This is a genomic window from Hymenobacter sp. (assembly GCF_036388155.1).
In the GTDB taxonomy this organism is placed as follows: Bacteria; Bacteroidota; Bacteroidia; order Cytophagales; family Hymenobacteraceae; genus Hymenobacter.
The window spans coordinates 11,617-29,857 of sequence record NZ_DASVSI010000134.1; the positions used below are offsets into that span (position 1 = coordinate 11,617).

Annotated in this window: 17 protein-coding genes and 1 rRNA gene; 9 read left to right on the forward strand and 9 right to left on the reverse strand. The window is 58.6% G+C overall.

The window, feature by feature from the left end; genetic code table 11:
• The first annotated feature begins 373 nt into the window (after positions 1-373).
• Both VF629_RS18485 and VF629_RS18490 read left to right on the forward strand, forming a co-directional pair.
• Positions 374-1,735, forward strand: coding sequence for a nucleoside permease (locus tag VF629_RS18485; protein WP_331059982.1), 1,362 nt, complete (start codon positions 374-376; stop codon positions 1,733-1,735).
• Between the two features lie 267 nt (positions 1,736-2,002).
• Entirely contained in the window at positions 2,003-3,103 is a 1,101-nt protein-coding gene (locus tag VF629_RS18490) for an AAA family ATPase (RefSeq protein WP_331059983.1), read from the forward strand.
• Between the two features lie 116 nt (positions 3,104-3,219).
• On the opposite strand, the gene VF629_RS18495 is transcribed toward VF629_RS18490, so the two are convergent.
• A complete protein-coding gene (locus tag VF629_RS18495; RefSeq protein WP_331059984.1) occupies positions 3,220-3,630 on the reverse strand; it encodes a nucleoside-diphosphate kinase in 411 nt (136 codons plus the stop codon).
• A gap of 28 nt (positions 3,631-3,658) precedes the next feature.
• Positions 3,659-3,820, reverse strand: a complete 162-nt coding sequence (locus VF629_RS18500; RefSeq protein WP_331059985.1) for a hypothetical protein — start codon at positions 3,818-3,820, stop codon at positions 3,659-3,661.
• Positions 3,821-4,244: 424 nt separating this feature from the next.
• Between VF629_RS18500 and VF629_RS18505 the strand changes: the two genes are divergently transcribed.
• The 5 genes from VF629_RS18505 to VF629_RS18525 all read left to right on the forward strand — a co-directional run bounded on the left by VF629_RS18505 (position 4,245) and on the right by VF629_RS18525 (position 8,603).
• Complete coding sequence (locus VF629_RS18505) at positions 4,245-5,291, forward strand: DHH family phosphoesterase (protein WP_331059986.1); 1,047 nt, start codon at positions 4,245-4,247, stop codon at positions 5,289-5,291.
• Positions 5,292-5,328: 37 nt separating this feature from the next.
• Entirely contained in the window at positions 5,329-6,372 is a 1,044-nt protein-coding gene (locus tag VF629_RS18510; protein ID WP_331059987.1) for an FKBP-type peptidyl-prolyl cis-trans isomerase, read from the forward strand.
• Between the two features lie 85 nt (positions 6,373-6,457).
• Positions 6,458-7,057, forward strand: a complete 600-nt coding sequence (locus VF629_RS18515; RefSeq protein WP_331059988.1) for an FKBP-type peptidyl-prolyl cis-trans isomerase — start codon at positions 6,458-6,460, stop codon at positions 7,055-7,057.
• A 6-nt stretch (positions 7,058-7,063) separates the two neighbouring features.
• A complete protein-coding gene (locus VF629_RS18520) occupies positions 7,064-7,582 on the forward strand; it encodes an FKBP-type peptidyl-prolyl cis-trans isomerase (protein WP_331059989.1) in 519 nt (172 codons plus the stop codon).
• A gap of 67 nt (positions 7,583-7,649) precedes the next feature.
• Positions 7,650-8,603, forward strand: coding sequence for an FKBP-type peptidyl-prolyl cis-trans isomerase (locus VF629_RS18525; RefSeq protein ID WP_331059990.1), 954 nt, complete (start codon positions 7,650-7,652; stop codon positions 8,601-8,603).
• 51 nt (positions 8,604-8,654) lie between these two features.
• On the opposite strand, the gene recO is transcribed toward VF629_RS18525, so the two are convergent.
• From recO to VF629_RS18545, 4 genes are all read right to left on the reverse strand, one after another.
• On the reverse strand, positions 8,655-9,374 hold the full coding sequence (recO, locus tag VF629_RS18530) for a DNA repair protein RecO (RefSeq protein WP_331059991.1): 720 nt from the start codon (positions 9,372-9,374) through the stop codon (positions 8,655-8,657).
• A 99-nt stretch (positions 9,375-9,473) separates the two neighbouring features.
• The gene (locus tag VF629_RS18535; RefSeq protein ID WP_331059992.1) at positions 9,474-11,828 is read right to left on the reverse strand and encodes a two-component regulator propeller domain-containing protein; all 2,355 of its coding nucleotides are present in this window, start codon (positions 11,826-11,828) and stop codon (positions 9,474-9,476) included.
• A 91-nt stretch (positions 11,829-11,919) separates the two neighbouring features.
• The gene (locus tag VF629_RS18540) at positions 11,920-12,540 is read right to left on the reverse strand and encodes a thymidine kinase (protein WP_331059993.1); all 621 of its coding nucleotides are present in this window, start codon (positions 12,538-12,540) and stop codon (positions 11,920-11,922) included.
• A 166-nt stretch (positions 12,541-12,706) separates the two neighbouring features.
• Positions 12,707-13,033 carry a 2Fe-2S iron-sulfur cluster-binding protein gene (locus tag VF629_RS18545; RefSeq protein ID WP_331059994.1) on the reverse strand — a complete coding sequence of 109 codons (327 nt, stop codon included), beginning with the start codon at positions 13,031-13,033 and terminating at the stop codon, positions 12,707-12,709.
• Positions 13,034-13,070: 37 nt separating this feature from the next.
• On the opposite strand from VF629_RS18545, the gene VF629_RS18550 reads away from it, so the two are divergent.
• Together VF629_RS18550 and VF629_RS18555 are read left to right on the forward strand one after the other, a co-directional pair.
• Positions 13,071-14,276: a hypothetical protein gene (locus VF629_RS18550; protein ID WP_331059995.1), complete on the forward strand. Its 1,206-nt coding sequence runs from the start codon at positions 13,071-13,073 to the stop codon at positions 14,274-14,276.
• A 103-nt stretch (positions 14,277-14,379) separates the two neighbouring features.
• Positions 14,380-15,339, forward strand: coding sequence for a hypothetical protein (locus VF629_RS18555; RefSeq protein ID WP_331059996.1), 960 nt, complete (start codon positions 14,380-14,382; stop codon positions 15,337-15,339).
• On the opposite strand, the gene VF629_RS18560 is transcribed toward VF629_RS18555, so the two are convergent.
• From VF629_RS18560 to rrf, 3 genes are all read right to left on the reverse strand, one after another.
• Positions 15,292-16,374, reverse strand: a complete 1,083-nt coding sequence (locus tag VF629_RS18560) for a hypothetical protein (RefSeq protein ID WP_331059997.1) — start codon at positions 16,372-16,374, stop codon at positions 15,292-15,294. The two genes, VF629_RS18555 and VF629_RS18560, sit on opposite strands and share 48 nt — an antisense overlap.
• 284 nt (positions 16,375-16,658) lie before the next feature.
• Complete coding sequence (rodA, locus tag VF629_RS18565; RefSeq protein ID WP_331059998.1) at positions 16,659-17,954, reverse strand: rod shape-determining protein RodA; 1,296 nt, start codon at positions 17,952-17,954, stop codon at positions 16,659-16,661.
• Between the two features lie 157 nt (positions 17,955-18,111).
• Positions 18,112-18,223: ribosomal RNA gene (gene rrf, locus VF629_RS18570) — 5S ribosomal RNA — on the reverse strand.
• Positions 18,224-18,241 lie beyond the last annotated feature (18 nt).

The window sequence follows — 18,241 nt, forward strand, 5'->3', positions numbered from 1 at the left end:
AATTTGTAAATTATTTTACACTAGTGTGAGTGTAGCCTGTCCTTGATGCCCACACAATTCCACAGCCTTTCTCAGGCCCGACTGCAATTTCTTTTCCCGCGCCTCTCGTCTTGTCTCAGGGGTGATGCTCCGGCCGCTTAGGCAATGGGCTGTGAGTGCCGTGTGGTGTTCGCCGGCTCGGTGGCTGTTGCGTGGGCTGGCCCTTTCGCTGCGTGCCCCCGCAGCACACCCAGCAACGGCTTCGCTTCGAAGCAGGCACAGTTTTCTACCAATTGCTCGTAGCCTCCTCTTTGCTGCGCGCCCTTCTCGCTCTCGGCGGGAAGGCTTGTATCTTTAGCAGCAAAATCCCACCTTTCTTTTATCCTGACTCCGCATGAATACGAAGTTGCGTCTCACTATACTGAGTTTCTTACAATTCTTTATATGGGGCTCGTGGTTGATTACGATTGGCGCTTATTGGTTTCAAACCAAGCAGTGGTCGGGGGCGCAGTTTGGTGCCATCTTCTCCACCATGGGCATTGCGTCCATCTTCATGCCCTCCCTCATGGGCATTGTGGCCGATAAGTACATCAACGCGGAAAAGCTCTACGGCATCTTGCACATCCTGGGCGGCATCACCCTCTGCACCATTCCGTTGGTTACGGACCCCGGCACTTTCTTCTGGGTGATACTGCTGAACATGATTTTCTACATGCCCACGCTCTCGCTGTCCATTGCCGTGTCGTACTCGGTGCTCAAGCGCGAGGGGCTTGATGTGGTGAAGGACTACCCGCCCATTCGCGTGTGGGGCACCATCGGCTTCATCGTGGCCATGTGGACGGTGAGCTTGCTGGGCTTCGAGAAAACGGCCGGCCAGTTTTACGTGGCGGCCGGCGCGGCTTTCGCACTCGGCCTCTATTCCTTCACGCTGCCCAAGTGCCCGCCCCAATCCTCCAATACTTCCAGCCAGGGCCTGATGGAAATACTGGGGCTTAAATCGTTTGCGCTGCTGCGTGACCGGAAGATGGCGGTATTCTTCCTTTTTGCCTTGCTGCTTGGTGCGGCGTTACAGCTTACTAATGCGTACGGTGACACTTTTCTGCATGATTTGAAGCAGACAGAAGTGTATCCACCGTTGCCTCTGGTCTCTGATTTCACTTCGTTTCTACAACTTCTGGGGCAACTTCTCTCTCACCCTTCTGATACGCTTCATATACTGGCTGCACGTTATCCGGCCATTATAATGTCCATTTCGCAGATTTCGGAGACATTATTTATCCTGGCTATCCCGTTCTTTTTGCGACGCTTTGGCATCAAACAGGTGATGCTGTTCAGCATGATTGCCTGGGTACTTCGCTTCGGCCTTTTTGCTTATGGAAATCTGGACAATAGTCTCTGGATGATTATTCTCTCGTGCATCGTGTACGGCATGGCCTTCGATTTCTTCAACATCTCCGGCTCGCTGTTCGTCGAAACCCAGACCCAGCCCAGCATCCGGGCCAGCGCGCAGGGCTTGTTTATGATGATGACCAACGGCTTTGGCGCCGTGCTTGGCAGCTCGCTCAGCGGCCTCATCATCCAGCAATATTTCACCGACGCCAACGGCGTCAAGGACTGGCCCAGCATCTGGCTCACGTTTGCGGGCTATTCGCTGGCCATAGCCGTGCTGTTTATCTTCATTTTCAAGCACAAGCACACCACCGTGCCCGCCGAAGAAACGCAGCCCGAAGGCCTGCTTTCCGTAAACCAAGCCTAAGCCGAACCCGGGCAGTAACCTCTGCTGCATTCACTAGCCAATAGAAAAAGGGCCTCGCAGTGCGAGGCCCTTTTTCTATGCTCAGCTGGCGTAATGGTCCTGCTGCAACGACAGAAACTATGCCCACGTGCGTCCCTACCGAACCACGCAAATGCGCTGCCTACCAAAACCTTGATTTGCGGCACGTTGGGTTCGTACCTTTCGCTCATGTTCGCAGCGTTCTTTCCGGGTTGTCGGGAAAGGGCCTGGGTAAGCCTGATTGACTGAATGACTCCCACCCTCTCCTCCACAACCACCGTCGACCTTTCACAAAGCTTCGAAAGAGACGCCTATTTCCAGCCCGCCGCGTGGTTTTACAGCGCTTTTGGCGTGTTGCCGCGGCGCGAAATTTATCAGTTGGCCGAGGCCGAAGCCCGGCAGCAAATACTGACTGCGCTGGCTGAAACCCACAACCTGGACGAAGCCACCGTGGCCCATTCGATGTACATCGAAAAAGTGGGCAAAGCTCCCGACATCGGTCACTACGCCCTGAACCTGACGCCGCACCTGCTGCTGTTTTTCAACGACCGGGGCCCGTACGGCGACCGCACCGCCCAACTGCTTTACTCGCCGCAAACAGACGTGGATTTGCTTGCCCAGGTGCGCGGCTTGCTCACCAGCCACCTCGAAACCGGCCAGTTGGAGCACCAGCGCATTCAGGTGCTGCGCTTGGCTTTCAACGACCTGGAATTTACGCCGCTGCCCATCAAGATTCCGGCGCTCGACCTCAGCACTCACTACAACGACGACCTGCTGCCCGCGCACGAAACCATTCTGCGCCGCCTGCAGCAGCCCGAAGAGAAAGGCATCGTCATCCTGCACGGCCCGCCCGGCACGGGCAAAACCAGCTACATCCGCCACCTCTGCGGCCTCACCGACAAGCCCAAGCTGTTCATTCCGCCCAACCTCGCGGCCCGCATTGCCGACCCGGAGTTCATCAACCTGCTCCACGACAACACCAATTCCATCCTGCTCATCGAAGACGCGGAGGAGCTGCTGTCCAAGCGCGACGGGCCGGGCGGCAACGCCGTGAGCAACCTGCTGAACCTGTCCGACGGCCTTCTGTCCGACGGTTTCCACATCCAGATTATCTGTACCTTCAACGCCGAACTGGCCCGCATCGACAAGGCATTGCTTCGCAAAGGCCGGCTCATTGCCTCTTACCGCTTCGAGCCGCTGGCGCAGGACAAGGCCCAAGCCCTGGCCACAGCGCTGGGCCAAGACGAGCCGGTAACGGAAGCCATCACGCTGGCCGACCTCTACAACCGCGAAAAAGCAGACTTCGTGAGCGAGAGCAAAACGTCAGGACGCATCGGTTTCAACCGATAAACTAAGCTCTTCAATACAAAATTGGTACAAAAATAGTCTGCTTTTGGCACAAACAAAAGGCCCACTTTGCATCATGCAAGGCGGGCCTTTCCATTACTTATAGTACTGACTACGAATTACTTCGAGCCAAAGAAGAAATCGGCTTCAATCTGCGCATTCTCGTCGGAGTCGGAGCCGTGCACGGCGTTGGCCTCAATGCTCTTGGCGTACTTTTTCCGGATGGTGCCTTCGGCGGCCTGGGCCGGATTGGTGGCGCCAATGAGGGTGCGGAAATCCGCAACGGCGTTGTCCTTCTCCAGCACAGCCGCTACGATGGGGCCGCTCGACATGTACTTCACCAGGTCGTTGTAGAAGGGACGCTCGGCGTGCACGGCGTAGAACTGCCCGGCGCGCTCGGCGGTGAGGGTTACTTTTTGAAGCTCCACGACGCGGAAGCCGCCTTCTTCCATCATGTGCAGGATGCCACCAATGTGGTTTTCCTGAACGGCGTCGGGCTTAATCATCGTGAATGTGCGGTTGGTGGCCATTGGGAGGGGATTCGGAGGTTGAATGAATTTAATGAAGCCACAAAACTACCACATGGCCGGGCGGCGCCCAACCACCGGTCTTTTTCAGCCCAGCCAGCAGTGTTTCCCCAAAGCCAAGCAGTGCCGCCAGACCGGCAAAGGGCCATGGGGCCGGCAGGCAAAATCCGGAACCCCTGAGCCGAAATTTCATCGGTGAGGAAATAAAAGTGGGAGAGCGAAAAAATCACAGTTCCGTGCGTGGAAGTTCAGGGAGTCGCCAATCCATCGGCCGGTGCCCTGTCTTGGCAGGAACGCTGGGGACGGGCAAATGCGCTGGGGAAAACCAACTATTAAACCCGAGCAATACCGCCAGGAGCGCATTCGGGGCCACCCAGCCGCACGCCAAAGACCTAGCAGCCAAAGACGAAACCCTGGTCAATTTGCCACGGACGAAAACGGACCAATGGCCAAAATCCCGCCTTTTCGTTCACCGCTTTTACCGGTTCATTCGCCATGTTTGCTCGAACCTTCCGGAAGGGTTCAGCTGTTAAGAACGGATTTCTTCCGACTTTTGCCGCCCCAATTCTTCGTAAGCCACCGGCCCTCAGTTTCGTTGAGGACCATTCACGTAGTCGATGTCTAGTTCCATTTCCGCCCTGCAAGCGCTGCTCGCGCAGCCCAAGCAGGTTGTCATCACCACCCATCACAAGCCCGACGCCGATGCGCTGGGCTCGTCGCTGGCCTGGGCCGGTTACCTCAAGCAAAAAGGCCACCACGTGACGGTTGTCACGCCTTCCGACTACCCTGCTTTCCTGAACTGGATGGAGGGCAACGAGGAAGTGGTGGTGTACGACAAACGCCAGAACGACCGCCAGGTGCGCGACCTGGTGAGCCGCGCCGAGGTCATCTGTTGCCTCGATTTTAGCTGCCTGGGCCGCATCAACGAGCTAGGCGAATACGTGCGTCAGGCCAGCGGGGTTAAGGTGCTGGTCGACCACCACCAGGAGCCCGAAAGCTTCGCCGACATCGTGTTTTCGGTGCCCACCGCCGCCGCCACCGCCGAGCTGATTTTTGAAATTATCCGCGACCTGGGCGACCAGGACCTCATCACCAAGGGCATCGGCGAGGCGCTCTACGCCGGCATCATGACCGACACGGGCTCGTTTCGGCACCCCAGCACCTCGCGCAACGTGCACCTCATCATCGCCGAGCTGCTCAAGGTCAACATAGACCTCTCGTCGGTGCACCGCCGCATCTACGACTCGCACTCCGAAATTCGCCTCCGCTTCCTGGGCTTCGTGTTGAAGGATAAATTGGTGGTCAACCGCGAATTCAACACCGCCTATATCGCCATCACGCAAGACGAGTTGCGCGAGTACCAAAGCAAAACCGGCGACACCGAAGGCCTGGTCAACTACGCGCTGAGCATCGAGGGCATCAAGTTTGCGGCCGTGTTCATCGACCGCGGCGTGGCCGTCAAAATTTCCTTCCGCTCGGTGGGCAACTTCTCCGTCAGCGACTTTTCGCGCCGTCATTTCGACGGCGGCGGCCACCACAATGCCGCCGGCGGCATCAGCTACGACCCCCTGGATGCAACGGTAGAGCGCTTTCTCAGCATCCTACCCGAGTACAAGGAACAGCTTACGGGCGTACCTGCGGCGGTAGCGCCGCCAGTGGCGTAACTTTGAACCGTTTCGATTCCTCACTTCTTTTTTTTTCATGCGTTTTTCCTCCCGCTCCGCGCAGCAGTTGGCCTTGGCGGCCGGCCTGTTGGGCTTCGCTTCACTCACGGCCTGCAACAAAGACGGCGGTGAATTTGCCAAAACCAAGTCTGGCATCGAGTACAAAATCTTCAAAAAAGTAGGCAACGACTACGAGCGCCGCGAAATCGGCCCCGATGGCGACCCCACTTACAAAGACCGGGTGGGCAAGTTCCTGCTGGGCAACATGCAGTACCGCACCGGCAAGGACTCGGTGCTTCAGAACACCCGCCGCGACGTGGGCCTGCCCGTGCCCCTGCCCCTGCAGGAGCTGAAGCAAAAAGGCGCGCCCGACGAGGCCCTGTCCTTGCTGCAGCCCGGCGACAGCGGCGTGTTCCGCTTCCAGGTCGACTCGCTCATTAAGCCCAAGTCCGGCCAGCCCGTGCCGCCGTTCCTGCGCCGCGGCGGCAACGTGGTGATGATGTACGTGGCCACCACCAACAAGCTCATCACGCAGCAAGAGGCCCAGGCCATGCAGCCCGAGCTGCAGAAGCGCGCCATGGCCGCCCAAATGAAGCAGCAGATGGCCGACCCTGCGTTCCAGAAGCAGATGCAGGCCCAGAAAGAGGCGCAAGCCAAAGCCCTCGCCACCCCCGAAGTGCAGGCTCAGTTCAAGAAGGACGACGCCGTGCTGCAGGATTACATCAAGAAAAATAACCTGACGGTGCAGAAAACACCCTCGGGCATCTACTACCAAGTGCTGAAGCCCGGCACAGGCCCCAAGCCGACCCCCGGCCAGACGGTGAGCGTGAACTATAACGGCACGCTGCTCAGCGGCAAGCAATTTGATTCGTCGGACAAAGCCGGGCGGCCCATTGACTTCCCCATCGGCCAAGGCCAGGTGATTCCGGGCTGGGACGAAGGCATTGCGCTGCTCAACAAAGGCAGCCGCGCCATTCTGCTCATTCCTTCGCCGCTGGCTTATGGCACGCGCGGCGCGGGTGCCGACATTCCCGCCGACTCCCCCCTCAAGTTCGAGGTGGAACTAGTTGACGTGCAATAGCCTTTTGTAATTCTTCCCGATTCCGGCCAACGGGCGGCGCGGCGCAGCTGCCCGTTGGCCGGAATGATTTTACCTCTTTTTTTCGATGAAAAACATCCTCTTGCGTTCGCGCCTGTTGGTATGGGCCGCCGGCCTGCTGCTGGCCGCCCCGGCCCTGTGGAGCTGCAACTCCGAAACCGCCTATCAGAAGCAGCTTCGCGAGCACGACGAGGTAATGCGGCGCATCGACGAGGACACCATCCGCAACTATTTGACGCGCAACAACCTGCTCACCAAGGCCACGCGCACGAATTCCGGCCTGTACGTGGTGCCCCTGGCCGACGGAACTGGTCCGGCCGTGACCAGCGGCAAGCGGGTGCGGGTGAAATACATAGGCCGGTTCCTGAGCAACGGTGCCCAGCCCGGTTCCTCCGGCTACCCGGCTTCGCCTGGCAGTACAAGCTTCCCTGCAGGCGCCATTTTTGATAATTCGGCCGACAACCGTACAGAATGCAAATGCGTCACTTTCACGGCTGGTAGTGGAAACATTGCGGGCTTCAACGAAGGCCTGCTACTGACGCGCCAAGGCGACCGCAAACTTCTGCTCATTCCTTCGCGCCTGGCCTACGGCACCACGGGCCAGCAAGGCAGCATCCCCCCCGACGCGGCTTTGCTGTTTGAGGTCGAAATCCTCGAAGTCCTTTAAGTGCTGATGGCGGGGCAACCCTGGCGTTTCAGCCACAGAGTAAGCGGCGGCTGTGCCGTGCTGCTGCTCGCCGCCACCGCCCTCAGCGCCCAGCCCAGTGGCAAGCCGGCAGTGCTGGCCACGCCCAGCGCCCCAGCCACCAGCCCCGACACCGCGCACCCGGCTCCGCAACTCACGCGGAGCGGGGTGCGCTTTGTGTTTCACGAGCGGGGCACCGGCGCGCAGGCCAAAGTTGGAAGCCGCGTGGCCGTGCACTACACTGGTTTTTTACCCGATGGCCACGTTTTCGATGCGTCGGTGGCATCAGGGGCGCCGCTCCGGTTTCGGGTGGGGCGCGGCGAGGTGATTCCGGGCTGGGACGAGTTGCTGCCGTTGCTACCGGCGGGCTCGCGGGTGCGGGCCTGGGTGCCGGCATCACTGGCCTATGGCGCAGCCGGCTTGCGCAACCCCGACGACGAAACGCAGTTTCTGATTCCGCCCGACACCGAACTCATGTTTGAGCTTCAAATACTAAGCGTGCGCTGACCCTTCCCCCGCGCACGCCGTGCACCTTCACACCTCACGGCTTCCATAGCCTTATTTGCCTTTTCTGATGCGTTTCTTTTTTCTCGGTTTGCTGTGCGCGCTCCTGGCAATTTCGCCTGCGTCCCACGCCCAGTCGCCGGCTTCGGGATTCTCGCGCCTGCCCAGCGGCACCGACTATCGTCTCTTCCGCAAAGACGCCACGGGCCAGTACCAACCTCGTGCCCTGGCCCCTACCGATGCGCCATATGCCACCCGCGCCGGCCAGTTGCTGATGGTGTTCATGCAATTCCGGACCGGCCGCGACTCGGTGGTGATGGACTCGCGCCGCATGCAGCCCACCGCGCAGCCCATTCCGCTGCCTGAGCAGCCCGAGCGCGGCAGCATGGAAGAAGCCTTGGGCCTGCTGCTGCCCGGCGACAGCGCGGTGTTTCGCTTCCAGGCAGATTCGGTGTTTAGAAAAACGTTTCGCCAACCGGTGCCGCTCTTCCTGCAAAAGAGTGGCAACGTTCTGGTGGTTACGGCCAGTGCCCGCGAAATGGTCACAATGGCTGAAATGACGGCTCGCCAGGAAAAGATTCAAGCCGAAAACATCAAGAAAGGGCAGGCTCTAGCTGCCGCTCAAACTACAAAAGACGTGGCCCAGATTCAGGCCTACCTGAAGAAGAACAAGCTGGTGGCCAAAAAGACCACCGGGGGCACGTACTACATCGTCACGCGCCCTGGCACCGGCCTGCCCCCCAAACCGGGCCAAACCGTGCGGGTGCTGTACCGCGGCACCATTCTGGGCACGGGCAAAGAATTCGACTCTTCGGCCAAGCACGGCAACGAACCCATCTCTTTCCCACTGGGCCAGGGCCAGGTTATCAAGGGCTGGGACCAAGGTATTGCCATGCTCACCAAAGGCAGCAAGGCGGTGCTGCTCATTCCATCCTCTCTGGCTTATGGCCCGCGCGCGATGGGCGGCGATATTCCAGCTAACTCCGTGCTTCGCTTCGAAGTAGAGTTAGTAGACTTTAAATAATAGTTAGTGGTTAATAACTGGTTAAGTGCTTTTCCGGCACCTACCTAATCATTAATTGAGCACTTGCGACAGGATTTCCAGCGAGCGAATGTCGCCCATCTGCTCCACGTGCAGTTGGTAGTAGCGAATGAGCACGTTCAGGAGCTCGTGGCGCACGCGGCCGTTGGGAATGGTGCTGGTGGCGGGGTCCCGCAGGAGCTCGTCGAGGTAGGTATCGAATTCGCGCAGCCGCAGCGTGGCAGGGCCAGTCGCGCCCTTGGCAGTAGCCGCGTGGCCGGCCATAATTACTTGGTCGGTGAGCTCGCCGCCCGAGCTCACCCCAAAGCCCAGGTAGGCGGCAAGCTGCAATAGAAACACCAGCGCGAAGTTTTCGCTGCCGGTAGTTTGCCGGTCGAAGGCCAGAATGGAGTCGTGCAAAAACCGAAACAGGGGCTCGTTTTGCTCTTCCTCGCGCACAGCCCGGCCCACTATTTCCGATAGAAACAGGACGACGCTGCTCTTCTGCACTTCGTAAGGCAGCGTGGTGAATGGCTCCGAGCACCGGAACTCCGACAAGCGGGTGAGGCCGCCGCTGCCCTTGGCCACGTAAGCCACCAACTCCAGCAGCGTGAACGGCTGAAACAGGGCAATGCGGCCCGGAGGCTTGGCCTTGCGCACGCCATTCACCACGTAGCTCTGCACTCCCAGCCGTTCGGTGTAGACCCGGGCAATGATGCTGGTTTCGCGGTATTTTAAGTAGCTGAGGACAATGCCCCGGGTTTTTATTAGCATATTGCTTGATGTGCTGATGTGCTGATTGACTGATGTGTGGCAGCTACACGGAGCGGAAGCTTTGCATCAGCACATCAACCAATTAGCACATCGTATAAATCACTTGCTGAGCACTGCTACTTTGCTCACGCAGCCGTTTTTGCCGTCGGCATCCGTCGATAATACGAGGTAGATGCCGGAACGGACACGCTGACCGTTGGGATTGGCCATGTTCCAGGTGACGGTGCCGCCGTTGGCCGTGGTGGAATACACCAGGTGCCCGGCCACGTCGGTTATTTTCACCACGGCGTTATTAGCCAGCCCCGTGATGCCCACCATGCCACCAAATTCGGGCCGCACCGGGTTGGGGAACACGGCCGCGCACTGCGGCTTGCCCTCTGTCACGCTGGCCGCGCCGCGGTACGTGACCACGCCAGCGTCGGTGGCTACCCAAACTTCGCCGGTTTTGTCGTTCACCTTCACGTCCACAATGCGGTTTGATGGCAGCGGGCTGTTGGCGGTGGTGAAATGCAGCAGCGCTTCGTCGGCGTCGGGGCTGAACAGCCACAAGCCGTTGTCGGTGCCGAACCATTTGCGGTCGCCACCGTCCACGGCCAACGTGCGCACGGCTTCGCTGAAAAGCGCCGGGAAGCCAGCGCCTTCGCCCCGCGTCACATTGGGCAGGGTGAAGGCGGTGCCGGGCTCAAAGGGGCCGCTGGGGTCGTTAAAAACGGCCACCCCCGTAATGGTTGCCGCCCAGATGTACCCCCGCCGGTCTTTGGCCAACTCGTAAATCTGGTTGTCGGGCAAGCCGCTCGATACGTTGAACAACCGCGGGGGCTTGGCACCGGTGGGGTCCACAGCAAACAAGCCAATGGCCGGCCCACCGACGCTGGACCCATCCGTTTTGCGCGCAACTGACACCCAAGCATTGCCATTGTCGTCCAGCGCAATGCGTTCCAGCGTCTCCAGGCCCGACACCCAGGGAATGGTTTGCCACGTGGTCGCTACTGGGTCAAAGACAAACAGCCCCGAGCGGTTGGGCTGCAAATGGCGGTTTACCACCCACACTTTGCCCTCGGCAGTGGCGGCCAAATCGGTGACTTCCACCCGGTCGGGAACGCCAAACGTTACCAGCAACGGACTACCGGCTGGGTTTCCTTCTTTGAAACTGCGAAACTCACTTGGCCCCTTCCACTCCAGCAACCCGCCGCCATAGTGGGCAACGTACAATGTGCCGTCGGGCGTGCGGACCCCGCGCACCGGGCTCACGGGGTTGGGATACGCCGTCAGGCTAGGCAACGCCCTAGAAGTAATGTTGGTCCATTGGCCTTCGGCATATTCAAAAAAACCGGCCCTCCCTCCCGTGGGGTTGTAGCGCTCCGAGTATCCGCCGGTGAACACAACAACTTTGTTGGTCCGAGCATCGGCCAAGATGCTGAAGGCTAAACTGTTTTCGGGCCCATTGGCCACGTAAAATTCGGGCGTTTGTCCGGTGCCGGGCAGTACCCGCTTCAAGCCAGCCTCGTAGTTGGCTACGTAGTAATTGCCATCGCGCGAGCGCACGGCATCCTGCGTAAAATCCCCGGCCACGGGTGGCACTACTGTGGTTATCGAGCCGGTGCGGTTGATACGGCGCACGCCGGCTCCGTCGTCGATGATGAATACCCCAATGCCGCTGCTGCGCAAGTTTCGAAATATGCCAGTGCCGCTTCCAGGCACCACCTGCCACGTTACGGGATTGCCCGGCACCAGCTTGAAGACGGATGAACCAGCGCCACCATGAACGGCCGCGTACACTTCCCCGGCAAAGACGGCCAAGTGAGGATAAACAACCCGGTTTGGCACGGAGCCAACGGCCGGCTTGTACGTCACCCAGCTGCGGTAGTCAAGTAGGTTGCTGGTTTGCGCCCCCCGCAGCAAGCCGGCCTCGGTAGCCAGTACCACGAAACCGTTGGCCGCCACGGCGTCGTACACGTTCACGACCGTGCCCCCGGGCCCGATGTTGCTGTAGGTGTCGCTGATTTCGAGCTTGACCAAGTCCACGACCACCACGCCAAAGCTGGTCGACATATAGGCCTTGCCCCCACTGATGGATACTTGGTTGACTACGCGGGAGCCTGGTATGGCCTTGCGCAGCACGTCGTTGAGGTTTCGAATCCGGCCGTTGGGCTGCAGAATGTCGATGTTGGTGTTGCGGTACACCACCACCGTTTGGCGCGTCACCGAGTCGTAGGCCAGGGCCGTTACCCCCACATCGTTCAGGCCGTCGCGGCGCGATAACACCTGGGTGGTATTTAGCTTTTTATCCAGAAAGTAGAAGGCGTTTTCCGTGGCCACGTACACGCGGTCGCCGGCATCGGCCAGCCGCAAGGGGTGGTTGGTGGGCAGGTGCGACTGCCAGTCGCCAAAGCCCGCAGTGCTTTGCGCCTGAACCGTTACACCAATAAAAAGCAGCCCGACAAAGCCAAGCAAACAACGGAAAACGTGCAACATACGCTCAGCAACAACACGAGTTAAAGACAAGGAACACCCCAACTGCTATGCCAACGCCGCACCTGGCGGTTTAGTGCGCTGCGGCCGAACGCACCTCCGGCGCTTTGGCGTGCATGCCTTCCAGAAAACAAGGGCGGCACCGCGCTTCGTAGGAATCGGTTTCGCCCAGCAACACCTGGCTTTCGCTGGCTGCGATGCGGTAAGAGTACGACGCAATTTCGCCGCAGCACACGCATACGGCGTGCACTTTGGTCACAAACTCGGCGGTGGCCAGCAGGGCCGGCATGGGGCCAAACGGGCGGCCCAGGTAATCCATGTCCAAGCCGGCCACGATGACCCGGGAGCCGTTGTTGGCCAGTTGCTGGCACACGTCGACCAGCGAATCGTCGAAAAACTGTCCTTCGTCGATGCCCACCACGTCGGAACCGGCGGCCAGCAGCAGGATTTCCGATGGAATGGCCACCGGCGTGGAGCGAATGCGGGCGGCGTTGTGGCTCACCACGTCTTCGGCGTGGTAGCGCGTGTCGAGGGCCGGCTTAAAAATCTCGACCCGCTGCCGCGCAATGCGGGCGCGGGTGAGGCGGCGAATCAGCTCTTCGGTTTTGCCCGAGAACATGGAGCCGCACACCACTTCAATCCAGCCCCGGCGTGGGGCGTTGTGGCGGTTGCCGACGCGGGGTTCAATAAACAAGGTACAGGCGGACTTGAAAGGTTTAGAACCCTAAAGTTAGGAACGAACCGCGGAGCGCACGCCCCACCTTTCCGCAGCGTTGAAGGCCGTATTGCCAAACTACTTGAGCGCCTGTGTCTCGCCCGTGTGCGAGCTACGGGTCAAGAAAATTCAGTGCCCCCCGCGATTACTCCGGGAGGTACTGCACGTGGGGCAACTGCGTGGCTTCGGGCACGCGGCCCGTGGCGTCGCCCCCAAGCAGCTGGCTTTGGCACGTGAGCCGCTCGTTTTCCAGCAGCCTTCCGGCCGCACGGTAGCGTAGTTCGGCCGCCGATGGCGGGCTAAGGTTTTCCAGCCCCGTGCGCATTTGCAAGCGGCAGGTGGTGCATCGGCCTTTGGCGCCACAAGCGTGCATCCAGTCGTGCCCAGCCGCTTGCAGCGCGGCCAACAGCGTCATGCCCTCGGGCACCAGCACGGGTGCGCCGGGCAAGTTCTCAATCGTCAACAGGGCCATTTGTGCCTAACTTCGGCCACCGAAACCTGGCCTTTTTATGAACGACAAATATAGCCTTGCCAAGTGCGCGCAGTATGGACGCCGCCTGGCCGCCCGGCTCTGCGACCAGCATTTTGGCTCCCAGCCCACCGCCACGCTCGACGGCCCGGCGGTGTTGAAATTTACCCCCGTACGCCAACTCAACTTACTGGTAGTGCGCCAACTACTAGGCCAATGGCAAGCCGAGACGGCTCGCCTGCGCAGCCCGTACTTCAACTTTGAGGCCGCCCCCGTGCAAGCGGCCCTCACGCAGTTCATGAACGTGCTGTCGCGCCACATTAGCCTGGGCCGCACCGCTTTTGAGCCCTTGCTGGCCCAAGCCGCAGCCGACACGCTTGGTTTAGTGGCCGACCCCATTGGAAGCTTTGAACGCCTGCTCTTGGGCGGTACAGAGGCTCCCTCGCTGGCCACTCTGCGCGATAACCTGCGCTACTTGGACATCGACAAGGCGTTTTACCAAGGCTTTGTAGAAAGCCTGCCTGCCAGCAGCGACTTGAGCCGCGACTTTCTGTCGCACCGCTTCGAGCTTTATCACGCCGCCAACTATAAAGCCCACCAGCCCATGCAGCGCTTGGTGGAGGAACTGAGCTCGCTCCTCCCCCTCACCACCGCCGACCTGCTCGAGGACGGCCCGGTGTCCGTGACCGCAGCCCCGAGCCTGCCGCCAGCCGCGCCCGAGCCCGCCGCCACGCGTGCCCCTGAGCCGACGCCCGTGGCAGTCCCAACGTTTGTGACGCCTCCTGCGGTACCGGCCACCCCGCCACCTGCAGTTGCGCCCGCGCCTGTGGGCCCGGCAGCCGCTGCGGCTGCGCCGGTTTCGCCACCTGCACCGGTAGCCCGCCCTTTGCCTAACACCGAGCCCGCGGGGGTGCCTCTCTACGAAAAGCTGAAAGCTGGCCAAGCCGCCACGTCGCCACTGGCCGAAACATTGCGCGCTGCTGTTGCGCCCGCCGAGCGTGTAGGCCCCAAAGTCGAGACACTGCGCGAAGCCATTTCCATCAATCAGCGTTTTAGCTTCATCAATGAGCTGTTTAGTGGCGAGAACATGGAATACCACGCCGCCATTCAGCACCTCGATTCGTTGCCCTCCTCCGACCAAGCCCGCGCCTACGTCACCACTGACCTGTCGCAGCGCTACGACTGGAGCCGCAAAGAAGAGCACGTCAACAAGCTGCTCAAACTCATCGAGCGCAAATTTGCGTAGTGCAGTGCCTACCCCGGGCAGGCCTTTCCTTGGGCCCAGAGCGCGCCGCTGGCTGCTGCCTTGGCTACTAGCCTTGGCTGCTTTGGCCAATCTAGCCTATCCAATGTACGTGCACTTTGATTTTTCGCACTCACCCGACACCCGCAGCTACCTGCGCATGGGCGCCGGGCGGTTCGATAGCATCCGCGTGACGCATCGGTATCGGGTGTTGGTACCAGCCGCCGCCGGGGCCTTGGCTGCTCCCATTGCCAAAGTATATGGCCAGGTATGGCCGCAACGCCCGGCAGGGCAGTGGCCCCTCCGTTTCGCTTTTTACCTCCTGAACTGCGGAATACTAGCCGTAGCGGCTGCCTGCTGGTACAACGGCGCTGTGCTGACAGGGTCTTCCCCAACGGCGGCAGTCCTGGCCATGCTGGCGGTGCTTACCAGCCGCTGGGCAGCCTACGCGGCCGGACTTCCCCTCACCGACAGCCTTTACTTACTCGTTTTTGGGTTGGCTTACTACAGCGTACGCCGCGGCCCGGCCGGAAAATGGGCCTTGGTGGCGGCGCTAGTAGTGGGTCCACTCTCAAAAGAGTCCTTCTTTTTGCTTGTGCCTTGGCTCCTGTGGTTTGGTCGCCACACCTTATCATCGCTGAAGCAGCTTTTGGGTCTAGCAGCAGGAGCAACCGCCCTACTAATCACGCACCATTTCGTTGACAGCCGCATTGGCGCTGCCCCTACGCAGTCTGTTTCCAATGCGTGGGCCCATCTTGCCAACATCACCTATTCTCTGCACCGTGCCGCTTCCCCCAAAGGCTTAGGCGAGGTGTTGAGCATATTCGGGCTCTTCACGCTAATTGTTCCCCTCGCCTTGGTACTCAATAAACGTAACGCACGCTTTAATTCGCTTTCGCTCTACGCAACCTTGGGCCGGGCTGAAATAGGCTTGCTTGCCGTTGTGGGGGTGCATATGTTGCTTTCCGGCGACTTAGGCCGAATGGGCTACCTTGCAGCCCCAGCTTTTTGCGCAGCCCTAGCGCTGGCTTTCACCCATTGGCAACGGCTTGTCGTTCGCGCGTAAGGCATTTTTACCTTTCTGGCCTTGTTGCCCCACCAGCGCCAACGCAAGTAAGAGTGGCCACACGGGCACCAAAAATCTCGCAGCCCCCAGCGGCCCCGTCAGCAGCGCTACGTACAACAGTAGCCCCGCCGCTAGCCAGCGCCCGATACGCACCAGTGGCCCACCGCTCCCCAGCAGCAGAAACCCTCGTAGCGCCAACACCGCCCGAACAACATTGGCCGACAGAATTATGGCTAAAAATGCCATTAGACCCAGGGGCAATTTTGCGAAGGCTTGCAACAAGCTACCGTCTCGCACGCTAGTCAGTAATCCGCTTACACCAATTTGCTTCAAGCGAAAAAACTGAGCGACATCAAACCGGCCGGGGTCCAAAAAAAAGGCGGCCATTCCTTGTGCATGCTGCCTAGCGTACAACACCGGGTGGGCTAGCAACACCGTGGTTGCTCGTGCACGAATCAGGTGCTGTTGTCCAGCAAAACTGGGCTGTGCATTGGCCTCTGCTAAAACGCCGCTTACCCATTGCTCCTCAGCAGCAGCCCCTTGCGCTTGTCTTACCACCCCCGCCGCGTTGTAGTGAAGCAAGTTTATTTCGGCTATGCTCGAATAATGGAAGTACCCCGTTCGCTGGTAGTTCCAGCCCATGTAAAACAGCACGCTCACCAAGGGCACTAATCCAATAGCAAATAAAGCCAAACGTCTACTTCGCCACGCAAGTATTGTCCCGAGTAACGCAAGTCCCCCTGCCAGCGGATAAAAAACCGGTTTGACCAGTAGTCCCAGCGTCACCGCTACGGCAGCCCCGAAAGCAAATCGGCATTTCAACGTCCTGATAAAAAGCAACCCCGCCACAACAATCAGCAATGCCAACGTCTGCATCACCATTTCGCTCATCACCACACTTGCATAAATGAATTGCGCCGGAAACGAGAAAATTGCAACACTGGCCCACAGCCAATCAACGCGAGAAGGCTGCATAAGCGAATTCCACCAGCGCAATACCAAACCCAAGTTGAGTAAACTCAACAAGTTTTGCACTAATAACAGCAGGACTGGCAGGGTCCTTTCGCTACCCAATGCATATACCGCCAACGGATATCCTAAAGACCGAATGGTAAACTCTTGCACGTCCTGACCTCGTGGTACCGTCGTCCAAGGGCGCGCATACAGTTCTCCAAACGCACGCAAATTCTCCGCTGCTTGCAGATACCTGCCAGAATCCGTAAAGTTCCAACCACCCGAATACAATGCCCATGCTAAAGCTGTGGCATGCCCCACAATAAGCAACGCCCATACCCAAGCAGGCACTCGGTTGCTCCCCATTAGCGTACCAAGTCTTGCTTGCGATACGCATCCAAGGCTAATAGGCTGAATAACAAAATGGTGAAGGACCACAACGAAGACCCACCGTAACTAAAAAATGGCAGCGGAATGCCCACTACAGGAGCTAGCCCAATTGTCATCCCCATGTTTACCATCATGTGGAAGAACAGCACACTGGCCACGCAGTATCCGTAGGTTCGGCCAAAGACCGACTTCTGTCTTTCGGCCACATGTATAATGCGCCAGAGAAGCGTAAGGTAGAGTGCAAGCACTACAAAGCTTCCTAGCCACCCGAACTCTTCCCCTACCGTGCAAAAAATAAAATCGGTGCTTTGCTCGGGTACAAAATCAAACTTGGTTTGCGTGCCCTGCAGAAAACCCTTGCCCAATAACCCGCCTGACCCAATGGCAATTTTGCTTTGTGTAACATTCCACCCCTTGCCCAAAGGGTCCGATGACGGATTAATCAATACTTCAATGCGTTGCCTTTGATGTGGCTGAAGGATATTATTATAAAAAAAATCAACTCCCACTACCATCCCGATAACGGTCAACCAAACACCAACTGCAAGGGGCAAATGGTGCCGAAGCACGCGACGATTCAATGCCAGTACTGCTACCAAATTTGCACTAAATGCTCCAACCAGCCACAACTTGGGCACAAGCAATGCCAACAATAATATAACGCCGGCCCCCGCCAGCAAAAGCAAAATCAACGGCGACATTCCCTCCCGAAAATACGCCAACAACAATGCGCCAAACACAAGGGCTTGCCCCGATTCATTAGATGCCACAATGAGCACCGGCGGCAATAAGGTAATGCCTGCCAGCATCAATTGGTCTCGCCAATCTTGATACCTAAGATTGATGCTGGCCATAAACCGAGAAGCTGCCAAAGCCGTAGTGAATTTAGCAAACTCAGCAGGCTGAAGCCGTACAGGCCCAATTTCCAGCCAAGAACGAGAACCTGCAATTGGCCGCGCCACAAACATAGTGACTACTAATAAAGCCACCATGCCCCCATATAAAGCATACGCAAATGTATCGTAAGCCTTATAATCAACTACCAGCAACACAACAATCAATATAACAGCGGTTCCTATCCACAGTAATTGCTTGAACCAGTTAAAAGCCATAAGCTTATCAAAGCTTAAACTTCCTAAAGCATTTGCCGGGGCATCAGGAGAATAACTAGAAGCATAAATACATACCCACCCAATAACGACCAGTACGGCATAAAGCAACACCGTTATCCAATCAATGCTGCGGCTATAACGCGCTGGTGATACTTGCACAACTTAATCTAAATTATAAGCCCGCAAAGCTATTCCTTAAAACCTTAATAAGCCGTCTGGCTGCGCATGGCGGCCTGTGCTGGCCGAGCCAATGGCCCGGGGGATATACGCAAAAACGCCCCGTCGCTGGGGAAAGCGGCGGGGCGTGGGCAACTAAGGTTGGCGGCGACCGACTCTCCCACCGGTGAAGGCAGTACCATAGGCGCACCGGGGCTTAACGGCTCTGTTCGGAATGGGAAGAGGTGAACACCCGGGCTAAAGCCACCATTGCTGGCGGGCTGGTTCGT